Origin of the sequence: Anabaena sp. FACHB-595 (assembly GCF_048568275.1) — a bacterium.
Classification (GTDB): domain Bacteria; phylum Cyanobacteriota; class Cyanobacteriia; order Cyanobacteriales; family Nostocaceae; genus Trichormus.
The window spans coordinates 3,615,218-3,628,835 of the sequence record NZ_CP183473.1 but is presented as its reverse complement, the minus strand read 5'-3'; the positions used below and the strand labels follow the sequence as shown (position 1 = coordinate 3,628,835).

At 42.3% G+C, this 13,618-nt stretch carries 14 protein-coding genes; 3 read left to right on the top strand and 11 right to left on the bottom strand.

Going from position 1 to position 13,618, the window contains the following annotated elements:
• Nucleotides 1–6: 6 nt before the first annotated feature.
• The 8 genes from ACN222_RS14925 to tyrS form a co-directional block, all read right to left on the bottom strand.
• Entirely contained in the window at nt 7–573 is a 567-nt protein-coding gene (locus ACN222_RS14925) for a Uma2 family endonuclease (RefSeq protein WP_010997139.1), read from the bottom strand.
• Between the two features lie 21 nt (nt 574–594).
• Nucleotides 595–1,518, bottom strand: coding sequence for a bestrophin family protein (locus tag ACN222_RS14920; protein ID WP_010997138.1), 924 nt, complete (start codon nt 1,516–1,518; stop codon nt 595–597).
• A gap of 225 nt (nt 1,519–1,743) precedes the next feature.
• Nucleotides 1,744–4,401 carry a HEAT repeat domain-containing protein gene (locus ACN222_RS14915; protein ID WP_010997137.1) on the bottom strand — a complete coding sequence of 886 codons (2,658 nt, stop codon included), beginning with the start codon at nt 4,399–4,401 and terminating at the stop codon, nt 1,744–1,746.
• A 155-nt stretch (nt 4,402–4,556) separates the two neighbouring features.
• Complete coding sequence (locus tag ACN222_RS14910; protein ID WP_231865462.1) at nt 4,557–4,700, bottom strand: PIN domain-containing protein; 144 nt, start codon at nt 4,698–4,700, stop codon at nt 4,557–4,559.
• 6 nt (nt 4,701–4,706) lie between these two features.
• Entirely contained in the window at nt 4,707–4,922 is a 216-nt protein-coding gene (locus ACN222_RS14905) for a hypothetical protein (RefSeq protein ID WP_010997136.1), read from the bottom strand.
• A 178-nt stretch (nt 4,923–5,100) separates the two neighbouring features.
• Nucleotides 5,101–5,805, bottom strand: coding sequence for a hypothetical protein (locus ACN222_RS14900; protein ID WP_199318882.1), 705 nt, complete (start codon nt 5,803–5,805; stop codon nt 5,101–5,103).
• 8 nt (nt 5,806–5,813) lie between these two features.
• A complete protein-coding gene (gene pyrF, locus ACN222_RS14895; protein WP_010997134.1) occupies nt 5,814–6,530 on the bottom strand; it encodes an orotidine-5'-phosphate decarboxylase in 717 nt (238 codons plus the stop codon).
• Between the two features lie 43 nt (nt 6,531–6,573).
• Nucleotides 6,574–7,770, bottom strand: coding sequence for a tyrosine--tRNA ligase (tyrS, locus tag ACN222_RS14890; protein ID WP_010997133.1), 1,197 nt, complete (start codon nt 7,768–7,770; stop codon nt 6,574–6,576).
• A gap of 176 nt (nt 7,771–7,946) precedes the next feature.
• Between tyrS and ACN222_RS14885 the strand changes: the two genes are divergently transcribed.
• Entirely contained in the window at nt 7,947–9,869 is a 1,923-nt protein-coding gene (locus ACN222_RS14885; protein WP_010997132.1) for a transglycosylase domain-containing protein, read from the top strand.
• Nucleotides 9,870–9,983: 114 nt separating this feature from the next.
• Here ACN222_RS14885 and ACN222_RS14880 read toward each other — a convergent pair whose 3' ends face one another.
• Nucleotides 9,984–10,307, bottom strand: coding sequence for a DUF1825 family protein (locus ACN222_RS14880; RefSeq protein WP_010997131.1), 324 nt, complete (start codon nt 10,305–10,307; stop codon nt 9,984–9,986).
• Nucleotides 10,308–10,419: 112 nt separating this feature from the next.
• On the bottom strand, nt 10,420–11,382 hold the full coding sequence (locus ACN222_RS14875) for a J domain-containing protein (RefSeq protein ID WP_010997130.1): 963 nt from the start codon (nt 11,380–11,382) through the stop codon (nt 10,420–10,422).
• A gap of 366 nt (nt 11,383–11,748) precedes the next feature.
• On the opposite strand from ACN222_RS14875, the gene ACN222_RS14870 reads away from it, so the two are divergent.
• Complete coding sequence (locus tag ACN222_RS14870) at nt 11,749–12,123, top strand: SHOCT domain-containing protein (protein ID WP_010997128.1); 375 nt, start codon at nt 11,749–11,751, stop codon at nt 12,121–12,123.
• Nucleotides 12,124–12,195: 72 nt separating this feature from the next.
• The gene (locus ACN222_RS14865; RefSeq protein ID WP_010997127.1) at nt 12,196–12,729 is read left to right on the top strand and encodes a ComEA family DNA-binding protein; all 534 of its coding nucleotides are present in this window, start codon (nt 12,196–12,198) and stop codon (nt 12,727–12,729) included.
• 223 nt (nt 12,730–12,952) lie between these two features.
• Here the strand turns inward: ACN222_RS14865 and lepB are convergent, their stop codons facing one another.
• On the bottom strand, nt 12,953–13,525 hold the full coding sequence (gene lepB, locus ACN222_RS14860; RefSeq protein WP_010997126.1) for a signal peptidase I: 573 nt from the start codon (nt 13,523–13,525) through the stop codon (nt 12,953–12,955).
• Nucleotides 13,526–13,618: the final 93 nt, after the last annotated feature.

The window sequence follows — 13,618 nt, the reverse complement described above, 5'->3', positions numbered from 1 at the left end:
ACAAAGTTACTGGAATCCCAATTTCAGCCATGCAAATAATTGCCCAACTGTCAATCTGAAATCCAGAAAATCTGGCACAGGTAAAATATCATCAAATTGTCGTTTGATTTCTGGTAATTGATTGGGTAAAAAGCAAATAACCGCTTTCTCAGCTGGATCAATCAACCATCCTAAACTAGTTTGATGGCGTAAGCAAAAAAGTATATTGTCTGTGACTCGTGTTTGCGATTGCTCCGGTGAGAGAATTTCAATTGTCCAATCGGGAGGAATTTCAAAAGCATTAGCTACCTCGCCATCTGCATCAAAGGGGATTTTCTCCCAACGAAATACAGCAATATCGGGAACAATTGAACGTCCAGAAAACGTACACCTCAATTCTGGAAAAGCGTAAGCGGTTTTACTGGGAAAGCCTACCTCATTGATACCATCTGCAAGTCGAATCTGTAGAGTACTATGCTTTCCTTGGGGCATGGGTTTTTGGTATATATAACCATCAATAAACTCATTAGCGGGTTTTGTCTCTGGCAGTATTAAAAATTCAGCTAGGCTCAAAGGCTTACTGGCTGTTTGCATAAGTTTTGCTTTGCCAATTTCTTATATTGTCACATTTGAAGTTTCACCCAGATCATGAGAACGCACATTGGGAGATAAACTAGTTAAATCGTCAATATTTCGCTTCATAGTGTTACAGATAGCATCTAATGGTAAATCGTTAGGATCATAGCCAAAAGGATTTTCAATCTCTAAGCCAATCGCTTCAATACCAAATAATGTAAAACTCACTAACCCCACAACTAAACCCGTCCACCAACCCAAACTCTCCACCATTTGAAAAGGCAGGAGAAAACAATATAATAATAATAATTGCTTGAGATGTATAGAATAAGCTAAAGGCATAGGTGTTCTGAGAATCCGTTCACAAGAACCTAAATTATCAACTAAATTGTTTAATAATTCTTGTATAGATGTTAATTGATAACTATTTAAGCACTTGCAAGTATATTGCTGTTGTAAATAATCTCCAATCCAGAACGCTACTTCTAAAGGCGGATTATTCATGCTCTTAAGTTTGAAATATCGAGAAGTTGATATCAAATCTTCTAGTTCACTATTTATCGGTTCTCCACGCAAATGCAATTTAGTAGCTACAGCAAAAGCTACTAGTAAATTTAAAACTGATATTTTAGCTTCTCTATCCTTTAGTGATACTTCCTCCACTGATACCCAAATTTGTCTAGCTAGATTACGGGTATTGTTGACTATAGAACCCCAGGCTTTCCTCCCTTCCCAAAAACGATCATAAGCAGTATTTGTCCGAAAAACGAGTAATAAACCTAGAACAATACTAGGAATAACGCTACCTAAAATTGGTTGAGATACTGGAATTTTTAGTTGATAAAGTAAAGTAACTAATACCCCAAATAAAGCACAGCAAATAACGCGTTTGTAAATTGCGCCAATAACTGAGCCTCTAAGTTGAAAAGCTATTTGAAACCAGTGCTTTTTTGCAACAGTCATCTCATTAACCTAAAAAATACTGGGCGAACTCATCAGCTAAGATTTAATAACTTAAAAATCATAACTCCATAAGTAGCACAGTTGGCATTGAGGAATTTACTGTCAAAGCTTACCCAGAAAGATTGTCTGTTGAGACTTGGTGTAATAGTTTTGCTCTACTGCACAAGCTGATAGGACAAATGCTTAGACGCATTTACTTAGGCTATGTAGAATATGAGCGCTGCATCATTGCGAATTACCAACTAACACAGTAGGTGCTGGTGTAGTTAAAGCAGTCTTCAAGGCTAGTTCGTCCGCCACAAAGTCGGGAACTCCGGCTTCGTTGCCCAATGCTAAACAACAATCCTGCACGGCTAAGAGGAAACCTTTAATTAATTCCACATCGGGTATAGTATTGACTTGTGAGAGAAAGCCTCGCCAAGATGCTGTATCTCCACCGTAGCTATCTATTAAATATAAACCAGCTAGATACTCAGCTAAGGGATCTAATGCCAAGCGGATTTTATCTTGGGCTGCGCCGATAGTTTGAATGAGACGCAGGCGTTTTTCTAAATGTTGTAAACGTTCTTCTACTTTATTACCGTCATCAAGGGCGGCTAAGATATCTTCTAGTTTGGCTGATGTGGGACGGAAAGTGGTTTTTAGACATTGCCAAGCAATTACCTTCGCATCTCTTTGGACAGTGCGATTATTTGGTTCAGTTTCTAATCTATCCCGGTTAAGTTCGTTGAGGTATGCCAGCATTAAATCAGGGATATTTTCTGGTAAATCACTTGCTGTTCCTTCTTTTGTGGCAATCATTTGTTCAGCGTAGAGTTTCGCCAGTAACACGGTAATATTGCGTTGTCCTACCATCAACGAAAGACGGTGACAAGCATCAAAATATTCCACATCAGTAAACAAATCACGTTTGCGGCGTTGTGTTAAATAAGCTTCCATGAAAGATGAGAGTCTATCACCAGCAACCCGCAGGGGTTGAATTGTGGTTTTGGGTACTTCGTTTAATTTTTCTTCTACGCGAGAAGTGACAATGAGGGCGTTTACCGGGAAATCTTTTTCTGCGGGATGAATTTTGTTGCGTGTCGCTTCACTCATTTCCGAAAAGTGATCTACTATGACTAAAATTCGGCGTTGACGGAGTAAATTAGTTAACAATTCATCGTCAATTGTTTTGGTTTCGCTGATAAGTGCTTGCAGTTGTCCGCCGATAGTTTCTTTTAAAGGATGATCTAATTCTTGCTCAATTAAGACTGGTAACATTTGGTGTTTAGATAGGCGCTGACTTTCATTGTCATTCATTGCCCATTGCGCCAAAGTACAAGCCAGACTGGTTTTACCTGCACCACCTTCTCCCCAAATTAATAATGTTGCACGTTTTTGGTTAAATATTAGTTGTAAGTCTGTGGCTGTAAATTGAGCGAGATTATTATTATCTAAAACTACGGGAATGGGGACGAAAATCGAACGTTCTGTGACAGTTTTCTTTTTGTTAAATCCTTCTTTGGCAGAGGTGAGGCGTTTTTCTACCCAAGCATCAAGGACTCTGGGGTGATAGTTAAAAAATTCGATAAATAATAATGTGCGAATCGGGAAAGCTACACCGCCAAGGGCATCGGGTAATTTAAAACTAGATAAAGGTTTAAGGGCATTGTTGACGTGTAATACCCACAAAGGACGCACCCGCAACAAGATGAGCCAGAGGGAGGGGAAGAAGATAATGTAAATTAATCCCCCTGTTACCCAAGGGTTTTTCGTCATCCATTCTAAAGTTCTGTCAAGGAGGCGAGATTGTCTTTTGGTTTTTAAGGCATCAAGAGAACGATTGACAGAGGTAATGCTGGTGTCTAAATTTTTATCTTTATTATCCTTTAACGCTTTGAGTACTTTTTCTAAATCCTCTATGGCTTTGTCTAACTCTGCAAAAGCCATAGTACCTGCCTTGTCTTGAAAGCTGGCACTTATTGTTGCTAAAGCATCAGCAGCATTAAAGCGAACATTTGCATCTTTGTCGGACTGCAAAGCCAGAATCAAAGAGGGAATTGCTGCCTTTGCTTCCCCTCCCATGCTCCCCAGGACATTAGCAGCAGTAGAGCGAACATTTGCATCTTTGTCGGACTGCAAAGCCTGAATCAAAGAGGGAATCGCTGCCTTTGCTTCCCCTCCCATCCTCCCCAGGGCAAAAGCAGCAGTAGAGCGAACATTTGCATCTTTGTCGGACTGCAAAGCCAGAATCAAAGAGGGAATTGCTGCCTTTGCTTCCCCTCCCATCCTCCCCAGGGCAAAAGCAGCAGTAGAGCGAACATTTGCATCTTTGTCGGACTGCAAAGCCTGAATCAAAGAGGGAATCGCTGCCTTTGCTTCCCCTCCCATCCTCCCCAGGGCAAAAGCAGCAGTAGAGCGAACATTTGCATCTTTGTCGGACTGCAAAGCCAGAATCAAAGAGGGAATTGCTGCCTTTGCTTCCCCTCCCATGCTCCCCAGGGCAAAAGCAGCAGTAGAGCGAACATTTGCATCTTTGTCGGACTGCAAAGCCAGAATCAAAGAGGGAATTGCTGCCTTTGCTTCCCCTCCCATGTTCCACAGGGCAGAAGCAGCATTAAAGCGAACATTTGCATCTTTGTCTTTTAACTGTTGAATATAGGTAGAAATTTCTGGATCTTGACTAATTTGCGCCCATACCTTACTCATTGGCATTACAGACAACCAGAGACAAGAGAAAGAAACTGCACTGACAGTTAATAATCTCTTAACTGTTCTCTTACTCATTTTTGTTAAGGTTTTATTGCTGACTACAGAGCTAATTGCGTAGATGCGTTTGGTTTTGTTGTTTCCACAGGGTTGCAGCTTGTCGTCAGACATCGCAGCAGTAGTTAAAGGTTCCATTTGCTAATTTGTTGAGGTGCATCTTACTTACTTAGTAAGACACGGATTTAGCCGTAAATTACGCAATTTAACTTAAATAATTTAGATTTACGCCTTGTCAGCAACAAATACAAACACAGCTTGCACCGCTTGTGGTGTCAAAGTTGGATAATTCTCTAAAACAATCCATATTTGACTTCCATAACTGTTAGAGATGAAACAAAAATTTCAGTAGGAGATATTAATTTTATCTGCTTGAGGGTGTTTTCTTCTCCTTTGACAACATCACTAATCACGCAAGTATCTAGTAGATAACCCATACATAATTAAAGTTCTATTTCCTTTGGTGGTATCAATTCATCTCGATATGATTCAAATATAATACTTTCTTTCACACCTGAATATTGCATAATTATGTCTGGCCATTGGCTGGGTTTAGTTTCTAGGAATGTAACGAACACTAAACTTTCAGTTATACCCTGTGGTGTTTCAGCTAATTCAATTTTGCCGTTTTTATAAATTCCTTGAATTGTTTTTAACATATAGCTTACCTCCTACATGAGTTTTAACCTATTGCTTCTAATTATTATGTCATGCAGAGTAAAGTCATAAAACGGATTTGACATGAGACAAATTAGGAAGCGAACTTATATTTATATTTTAAAAGTACATTGTTTGAGTTTTGACCTTTACTTATTACTTATTACTTATTCTCCTTCTTTATCGCATACGAATACTTCCCGCCTGACAATCTCGTAACCAAGTTTTAATACCTTGGGCAATACTACCGTTACTACTATCTCGTGGCGGTGATGGTGGCTGTTGTTGGGGATAAGCAGCAGTCTGAGTAAACATCATGATAAAACGGCGATCGCCTGAAGTTTTCGTCAGTAATAGCCAGTGAAATTCTTGTAATTCCACAGCTTTTTTAGCTATATACTGCCTTTCTAAAGTAGTAAAGAAAACTTGCTCAACATCAGAGGTAGCTTTTGTTTGTCCATCTGTGCCAGAACCATCAAGATTTAGGGACAAGGGCTGAAACTCAGGTCTACCAGCTACCAAAATATAACTATAAATATCGCTACTGCGGCGGAGGCGGCGACCGCGTTGACTGGCGCGATTGGCATAACTCGGTAAATCACGCAATAACTGAGTAGTAAAAGTCTCTAAACTTTGCTGATGACAAACAAACTTCTTCTGAGGTTGTACAGAGGGTTGGGGAGAGAAATTTTGTGAAAATGCCGCTTTTTCGGAACTGTTCGAGACAATCAGCCAAAAACCCAAGGTCAGCAGCCAAAAACCATAACTTGTCTTTTTAACAAAGTTGAGTGCTGTTAACGGGATTTGAGCAGCGTACTGAGTAATAAATCCTTCCCCTGCCCCCCCTGCTCCTCTGCCCCCCCTGCTCCCTTTATGCCCTCCCATTTTTACCCTCATACCACTGTTGTTAACTCTTGAGAAATGCGTTTCCAGGCTAACTCAGGTTCAGCAGCAGCAGTAATTGGACGACCAATCACTAAATAATCAGCCCCTGCTTGGATGGCTTGGGAGGGGGTGAGCGATCGCTTTTGATCTCCCGCTTCTGCCCATGTTGGGCGTACCCCCGGACAAACCAACACGAAATCATCCCCGCAAATTTGGCGTAAATGTGCCACTTCTTGGGGTGAACACACTGCCCCATCTAACCCCATCTCCTGCGCCATTAGAGCCATATCTAAAGCATATTCTGGCAATTCTGAAGGAATTTTCAAATCTAACGCCAACTGTCTGGCAGAAATACTGGTTAACACCGTCACAGCGATTAACTTGGGCGGTTTCACACCAGCTTGTGCAGCCCCTTCCTCTACCGCCTCTTTTGCAGCCTTCAGGGCATCTCTACCAGAGGTAGCATGGATTGTCATCAAATCCACCCCGTAACCAGCCGCCGCACGACAAGCCCCAGCCACCGTATTGGGGATGTCGTGAAACTTCAAATCGAGAAAGATGCGCTTTTGTCTAGATTTCAGTACTTCTAGAATTCTGGGGCCGGAACTAGTAAACAATTCCAACCCAACCTTCCAAAAAGTCACCGACTCTAGCTTATCAATGAGAGCGATCGCACTCTCCGTATCTGGCACATCCAAAGCCACAATTATTTTGTCATTACTCATTAATTTCCCCCTACACCCTTACACCCTTATACCCCTATCTCCTCTAAGGTACTAAGCGCATAAACTTATTTTTCCCTACTTGTAACACTCGCCCTTGGAGTTCATCTGGCTGTTGAAAGGTGGTATCGGCATCAGAAATGCGATCGCCATCTAAGCGTACTCCGCCTTCTTGAATTTTCCGTTTACCTTCCCCTGTACTTTTACACAAGCCAGTCGCACCAAGTAAATAAGCTAACTTGACGGGGAATTGAGAGACATTAGATAGAGAAAATTCTGGGACTGCACCTTCTTTACCGCCACTTTGAGCCGCTTCTTTAGCTTCATTGGCTGCTTGTTCACCGTGGTATTGTTTGACAATCTCCCAAGCTAAGAGCATTTGGCGATCGCGCGGATTTTCTGGCAGTGCATCAATGGGTAAATTAGTCAATAATTCAAAATAGTCTTTTAGCAGAACATCGGGAACGCCTTGTAACTTTTGGTATTTTTGTCCTGGGTGTTCAGACAAACTCACGTAATTACCTAAAGACTTGGACATTTTCTGCACGCCATCAGTACCAATTAAAATTGGTAGAAGTACACCAAACTGGGGCTTTTGACCAAAGTGTCGCTGTAAATCACGGCCAACAGCAATGTTAAACTTCTGGTCTGTGCCGCCTAATTCCACATCTGCCTCAATAGCCACCGAATCATACCCCTGCATCAAAGGATAAAGGAACTCATGCAGGAAAATTGGATTCTCTTTTTTATAGCGATCGGCAAAGCCTTCCTTGGCTAACATTTGCCCCACGGTCATGGTGGCAAGTAACTCAGTAATTTTCCCTAAATCAAGCCGGGAAAGCCATTCTGAGTTATAGCGTACCTCTAATCTTCCGGGTGTGTCAAAATCCAAAATAGGACGCACTTGGTCGAGGTAGGTTTGAGCATTTTGCTTCACATCTTCCTCTGTCAGTTGACGACGCATCTCAGACTTACCTGTCGGGTCGCCAATACGTGCCGTAAAATCACCAATAATTAACACTGCCGTATGACCAGCATCTTGAAACCCTCGCAGTTTACGCATTGGTATGCTATGACCAAGATGAATATCGGCTCCTGTCGGGTCAATACCATACTTAACCCGTAGAGGTCGATCCGTAGTTGCTAGGCGTTTCTCTAGACTCTCGATGTCACTTTCAGCATCAGTAGGTTGTGGGAAAACTTCCGCTATCCCACGATGTAGCCAAGAAAAATTTTCCGCCATACTTTAAGAGATTCGCTATTAACTACGTTTTTTACTAGAGAAATTGGGTTGGTTATGTTCACGAGACAAATTGTCCGTTATTTCATCTGCCAAACTAATATAATTGCAAAAAATTAACCGCCCTGCTTCAAAGAATGAATTACAGTAATATTTACAAGTGAGGAAGTGAAATCGCCGTGTCGTCTAGGACTTTTGAACAAAAGCAACCGCAACGTCGTACTTCGTCGGGATTTGAGTTTTTTAAAGGAGTAGGCCAGATAGCTGGCGGCACTCTGTTATCACTGACGATGTTGACAAGCTCCATTGTAGCCGGAGGGCTTGTTGGTTTAGCGATCAGTTTCCGGAATTTACCAGATGTCAGACAGCTACGTAATTTCTTCCCATCGGAAACAACTTACATCTACGATATTAAGGGCAAACTACTAGCTAGTGTCCACGGGGAAGCCAACCGCGAAGTCGTACCTTTAGATAGAATTTCCCCCAATCTGAAACGGGCTGTACTCGCCAGTGAAGATAGTCATTTCTATTATCACCACGGTATTAACCCCACTGGTGTAGGGCGTGCTGTTGTCACTAACTTAGCGGCGGGTGGTGTAAAAGAAGGTGGTTCTACCATCACCATGCAGTTGGTGAAAAACCTATTTTTGACTCGGAGGCGTGCCTTTACTCGGAAGCTAGCCGAGGGAGTACTGGCAATTCGGTTAGAACAAATTCTCACAAAAGACCAAATTTTAGAAATGTACCTCAATCAAGTGTATTGGGGTCACAATAATTATGGGGTGCAAACAGCAGCACGGAGTTACTTTAATAAGTCATCTGAGAACTTAACTATCGCTGAATCAGCGATGATGGCGGGTTTAATCCAAGCACCAGAAGAATTTAGCCCATTTGCCAGCAAAAAGTTAGCCCAGCAGAAACAAAAAGAAGTACTGGGGCGGATGCTGGAATTGGACTGGATTACCCAGAAAGAATATGATGATGCTCTCAAGGAAGAACTTACATTCGGTAGAATTAAGTCTTTTCAAGGTAGTGCGCTGCCATATATAACCAACACTGTGTCCCAGGAACTAGCGAAAAAGTTTGGTCGTGAAACCCTGCTGAAGGGTGGTATGCGGGTACAAACTACAGTCGATGCTAATTTCCAAACAATGGCGGAAGACACTGTGAAGAAATGGCATAAAACTCTACTTGGTGAAGGATTAAGTAGAAATCAAATTGCACTGGTAGCTATTGACCCCAGGACTCATTTTGTCAAAGCCCTAGTCGGTGGTGTAGACTCTAGAGCTAGTGAGTTTAACCGCGCTACACAAGCTCTACGTCAACCGGGATCTTCCTTTAAACCGTTTGTTTACTATGCTGCTTTTGCTACTGGGAAATTTGCACCTGATAGCACGGTGATAGATGCCCCAGTGAGGTATCGAGATGGTAATAATTGGTATAGTCCTAGAAACTATGATGGTGGCTTTAGCGGTGCCATGTCCATCCGCACTGCCCTAGCGCAATCACGTAACATTCCTGTGATTAAACTGGGTAAAACCATTGGCATGAATAAAGTAGTGGAAACTTGCCGCATTTTGGGTATCATGAGTCCGATGGAACCTGTGACCTCCCTGCCACTAGGGGCGATTGGTGTCACGCCACTAGAAATGGCTAGTGCTTATGCGACTTTTGCCAATTATGGTTGGCAATCACCGCCGACCGTTATTGCCCGGATTACTGATAGCAGTGGTAATGTGTTATTAGATAATACTCCCAAACCCCAGCTAGTGTTAGATCCTTGGGCATCGGCAGCGATTATAGATGTGATGCGATCGGTTGTTACTAATGGTACTGGTAAAGGTGCTGCGATAGATCGCCCATCTGCGGGGAAAACAGGTACAACCTCATCTGAAAAAGATATTTGGTACGTGGGTACTGTACCGCAGTTAACAACTGCGGTCTGGATAGGTAGAGATGACAACCGACAACTAGCCAGTGGTGCAACTGGTGGTGGGAAGGTTGCTCCCATCTGGCGTGATTTTATGACTAAGGCACTCAAGGGCGTGCCGGTGCAAAACTTCAAGCCGCCTTCCCAATTTCCGCGTCCTAAGGCGAATTAAGGGACTGGGTATCGGGGATGGGAGAATTGGTCACTTTCTCTTCCCTGCCGCCTCCTGCGCTGTACGCCCTGCTGCTGTGCTTGCTTCCTAGTACCTAATCCCCAGTCCCTAGTGTCAAGTCTGTCTCTCCAGTTCAGATTTCATCCTCTCTAGAGTCAGATTCATCTGGTCGAACATCTGTTGAGGAGTGATGCCAAACTGATTTAATTGAGTCTTGAGCTGCTCTACGGTCATTTGTGCCATAAAGTCCTCTGAAAGCTCGAATCGCTTCATAAAGACGCGATAGCGATCCATCATTGCTTCCATTTGCTCAATAAATAACTTTTTACCTTCACGGTCAAACTTGCCGTAGTTATTGCCTAGTTTAATCAGTGCTTGATAATCTTCAAACAACTGTTTTGCTTCTTGCTGAACTATCTCAGAGTCAAAGAATCCCATGTGCCTCTACTGGGCTGAGTAATATCACTCAGCAGCTTATAGTTTTGCCTCTATTTTCATTCTAGTCTAGGGGATTCATCTTATAAATAAACTTCGGTCTCAGTACGGTTTTTTACCGAGATTTCAACACTTGACTGATGTTAGCTTCTAATTTGGTAACAAATTTGCTCAATACAGCAGCAATGCCTAAAGCTTTAGCCAGTGATGGTGGATCAAGATTATCAATACAGTCAATTTTTAAATATTGAGCATATTTTAAAGCTAGTTCCTGCTGCGGATTTAGTTTTAATGCTTGGCGCATATAAACTTTTGCCATCCCCACAAAACTCTGTCGTAGATAAACAAAGCCTAATAAGGCATAATAATCGCTGTTACTCGGTTCTAGCTTAATCGCGTCCCGTAGTTCCTGCACAGCACTAGCCCATTGACCCTGTTTTGTATACTGAAGGCCACGCTGGTAGTGCCGTGGAGCATAATTTATGACTGCGGGTTGGACACTAGCTTTCTCATCTGATGTGATCTCTCTTTCCTGGGGTTCTACTGGTTGAGGGTTTCTCTTGGATTTGACAGGTGGATTTACTTCTAAAATTAAAGGTTCGGACTTTTGCAAGGATAAGTAAGCTAGATTGAGGGTAATTATTTGTCTAGTTACTTGATGGGACTTGCGCGGAGATTTATACTGGGCTTCAGCACAGGCAGCGATCGCTTGTTGATAAAATGAATCTGCTTCTCGTGCAGACATTGCCATCATTTGCTTGGCTATGGCACTTTGCAGATATAAGGACTGCTTTTTCCAGGCGATCGCTTCTGAGCGCAGCGATTCTAAAATGCTCTGACGCTCGTGCTTATTCTTCAATTGCTCGTAAGCAGGGTTAACTAAACAGGTAAAGGTTGCTGTGGCTAATTCTTTCTCTAGACTATTGTCGTTAGTGTAGCGGTCAGGATGTAATAGTTTTGCTAAAACGTGATAGCGGGTGAGAATTTTCTTCTCATCAGCAGTCACAGGAATCCCTAACACAGCATAGGGGTCGGAGAGTTGTTTCAGCCATTCTGTGGGGAGAGAAGTCTGTGACATTTGATTAGGATTTGCAGATGAAAACTTTAAGATAGCATCGAGAAGTGGCGATTGGGGACTGGGGACTGGGATTAGGGATTAATATTTACGTAGGGTTTAAATGAATAAAATATATTTATAAAAGCGGTGGGAAACTCCATCCCCTTGTGGGAGGTGAAGGATAGCCGCCCCGCCGCTTTGGTAATAGGTAATGGGTAATGGGTAATAGTCCAATTACCTATTACCAGATTCCTCACCCACAAGGGGATGAGGAATTTTATATTTTGCTGGTGAGATGAAATTTTGTCAGGCTGTATTTATTTAGGCGTTTTGCTACGATCGCACTCTGATTGACAAAACTGTGGTAATGATAGATTAATAGGGGATATGTTAACTAAGCGTAAAAGTCGAAGCATTGCCGCTATTTTAGCCTTTGCTGGAACAGTGAGCATCTCTGGATTACATAAGTTTTATTTAGGACAGCCACTTTGGGGGTTGTTGTATGTTTTACTTTCTTGGACACCTATTCCTAAGGTAGCTAGTGCTATTGAAGGGGTTTGGTATTTAGCCCAAGATGAAGAAGCTTTTGACAGAAATTTTAATTTGGGTAAACCCGCAGTCAAGCAATCCCCATATGTAGTGAATCAGGTGGGGGCCATCGCTGATGCCTTGCGCGAATTAGATAGTCTACGTCAAGATGGCTTGATTTCTGAGTACGAATTTGAACAAAAGCGCCGTCAGTTGCTAGATCAGATTTCTTGATGGGGATTGGGAATTGGGGATTGGGGAAGAATGACAACTGACAATTGACAACTGACAACTGACAACTAGCTAATGACTAAATGGCTTCCTTGGAATTCTAAGTTACAAAAACTTCGTGCCAAGCTGCTCAATGACCCATACTATCGACTACAGTCTGGGGAGGAGATTCAGATTGCAGCAGAATTAGGAATTCGTATTGATACTAATCAAGCAACTGTTGATGATTGGTTACGGCTACCAGGTTTGTCAATTCACCAAGCGCGATCGCTAGTGGAACTTTCTCGTTCTGGTGTTAAATTTTACTGTATTGAAGATATTGCTGCGGCTTTGGGGCTACCAGCACAAAGGCTAGAACCGTTAAAGCCTTTATTGACTTTTAGTTATTATGACCACGAATCAATAGTTGGTTTTACGCAATTAGTTAATCCTAATACCGCCTCAGTTGAACAGTTAGCCCAAATACCATACATGGATATGTCTTTAGCCCAGGCTGTGGTAGACAATCGAGTGTCGGCTGGAGCTTATCGTAACTTAGCTGATTTCCAACGCAGATTGCAACTTCCTGGTGAAGCGATCGCCCAGTTAATGTATTTTCTAAGGTTTTAATTATGATAACTGTGGTAATTGGTAATTGGTAATGGTAAAAACAATTGCTTAATAGCTATTACCTATTACCAATCAAACCCGCCAGATTGTTAGAGAATTTATTAGGACTTACGCACCCACGCTGTCTGTTGAGACTGGGTGTAAGGATGTTAAACATTTACACCCCTATACCCCTACACCCCTTTCCAAACCTTGATTTTTTGTTTTCATGCGTAAGTCCTATTTAAATTATTCCTAAACGATCCAGAGGCCAAAAGCGAAATACTGCCCTACCAATGATATTCTCCTTGGGTAAAAAGCCCCAGTAGCGGGAGTCATTGCTATTGTTGCGGTTGTCTCCCATGACGAAGAATTGGTTCTCTGGGACTTTGACTGGTGGAAATGGTTGATTGGGTGGTTCTGCAATGTAGTCTTCTGGTAATGCTTTCCCGTTTAAGTAGACTTTGCCATTGTTAACGCTGATGATTTCTCCTGGTGTACCAATTACTCGTTTGATAAAGGCTTGGTCTTTGGGGTATCCCCGGCGTTGTAGTTCTGCGGGTGGCTGAAAAACGACTATATCCCCAGTTGTTGGTTGTTGAAAATTGTAAGAGACTTTTTCCACTACTAAGCGATCGCCTTCATATAAAGTAGGAACCATTGATTCTGAAGGTATGTAGCGGGGTTCGGCTATGAATGTCCGAATTAATAGGGCTAAACATAAAGCGATCGCTATGAGCGTTAAATTTTCTTGCCAACCTCGCCATGCTTTCGATGGTGTAGAGGCTTGTTTCGTATCACTTTCCTGAGGATTCATAGAAGTTTTTGGCCAGTTGAATTATGTAAAACAAATACTTTGATTATTCTATTAGGACTTATGCAGCCAAATTCTATATTTTACGAGTGTTTA

What these genes read in the sequence shown, in the direction of transcription:
- ACN222_RS14915 (WP_010997137.1), bottom strand. Translation starts at nt 4,401, where the DNA reads ATGGAACCTTTAACTACTGCTGCGATGTCTGACGACAAGCTGCAACCC.
- ACN222_RS14920 (WP_010997138.1), bottom strand. Translation starts at nt 1,518, where the DNA reads ATGACTGTTGCAAAAAAGCACTGGTTTCAAATAGCTTTTCAACTTAGA.
- pyrF (WP_010997134.1), bottom strand. Translation starts at nt 6,530, where the DNA reads ATGAGTAATGACAAAATAATTGTGGCTTTGGATGTGCCAGATACGGAG.
- ACN222_RS14910 (WP_231865462.1), bottom strand. Translation starts at nt 4,700, where the DNA reads ATGGGTTATCTACTAGATACTTGCGTGATTAGTGATGTTGTCAAAGGA.
- ACN222_RS14880 (WP_010997131.1), bottom strand. Translation starts at nt 10,307, where the DNA reads ATGGGATTCTTTGACTCTGAGATAGTTCAGCAAGAAGCAAAACAGTTG.
- ACN222_RS14875 (WP_010997130.1), bottom strand. Translation starts at nt 11,382, where the DNA reads ATGTCACAGACTTCTCTCCCCACAGAATGGCTGAAACAACTCTCCGAC.
- tyrS (WP_010997133.1), bottom strand. Translation starts at nt 7,770, where the DNA reads ATGGCGGAAAATTTTTCTTGGCTACATCGTGGGATAGCGGAAGTTTTC.
- ACN222_RS14925 (WP_010997139.1), bottom strand. Translation starts at nt 573, where the DNA reads ATGCAAACAGCCAGTAAGCCTTTGAGCCTAGCTGAATTTTTAATACTG.
- ACN222_RS14870 (WP_010997128.1), top strand. Translation starts at nt 11,749, where the DNA reads ATGTTAACTAAGCGTAAAAGTCGAAGCATTGCCGCTATTTTAGCCTTT.
- lepB (WP_010997126.1), bottom strand. Translation starts at nt 13,525, where the DNA reads ATGAATCCTCAGGAAAGTGATACGAAACAAGCCTCTACACCATCGAAA.
- ACN222_RS14900 (WP_199318882.1), bottom strand. Translation starts at nt 5,805, where the DNA reads ATGGGAGGGCATAAAGGGAGCAGGGGGGGCAGAGGAGCAGGGGGGGCA.
- ACN222_RS14865 (WP_010997127.1), top strand. Translation starts at nt 12,196, where the DNA reads ATGACTAAATGGCTTCCTTGGAATTCTAAGTTACAAAAACTTCGTGCC.
- ACN222_RS14905 (WP_010997136.1), bottom strand. Translation starts at nt 4,922, where the DNA reads ATGTTAAAAACAATTCAAGGAATTTATAAAAACGGCAAAATTGAATTA.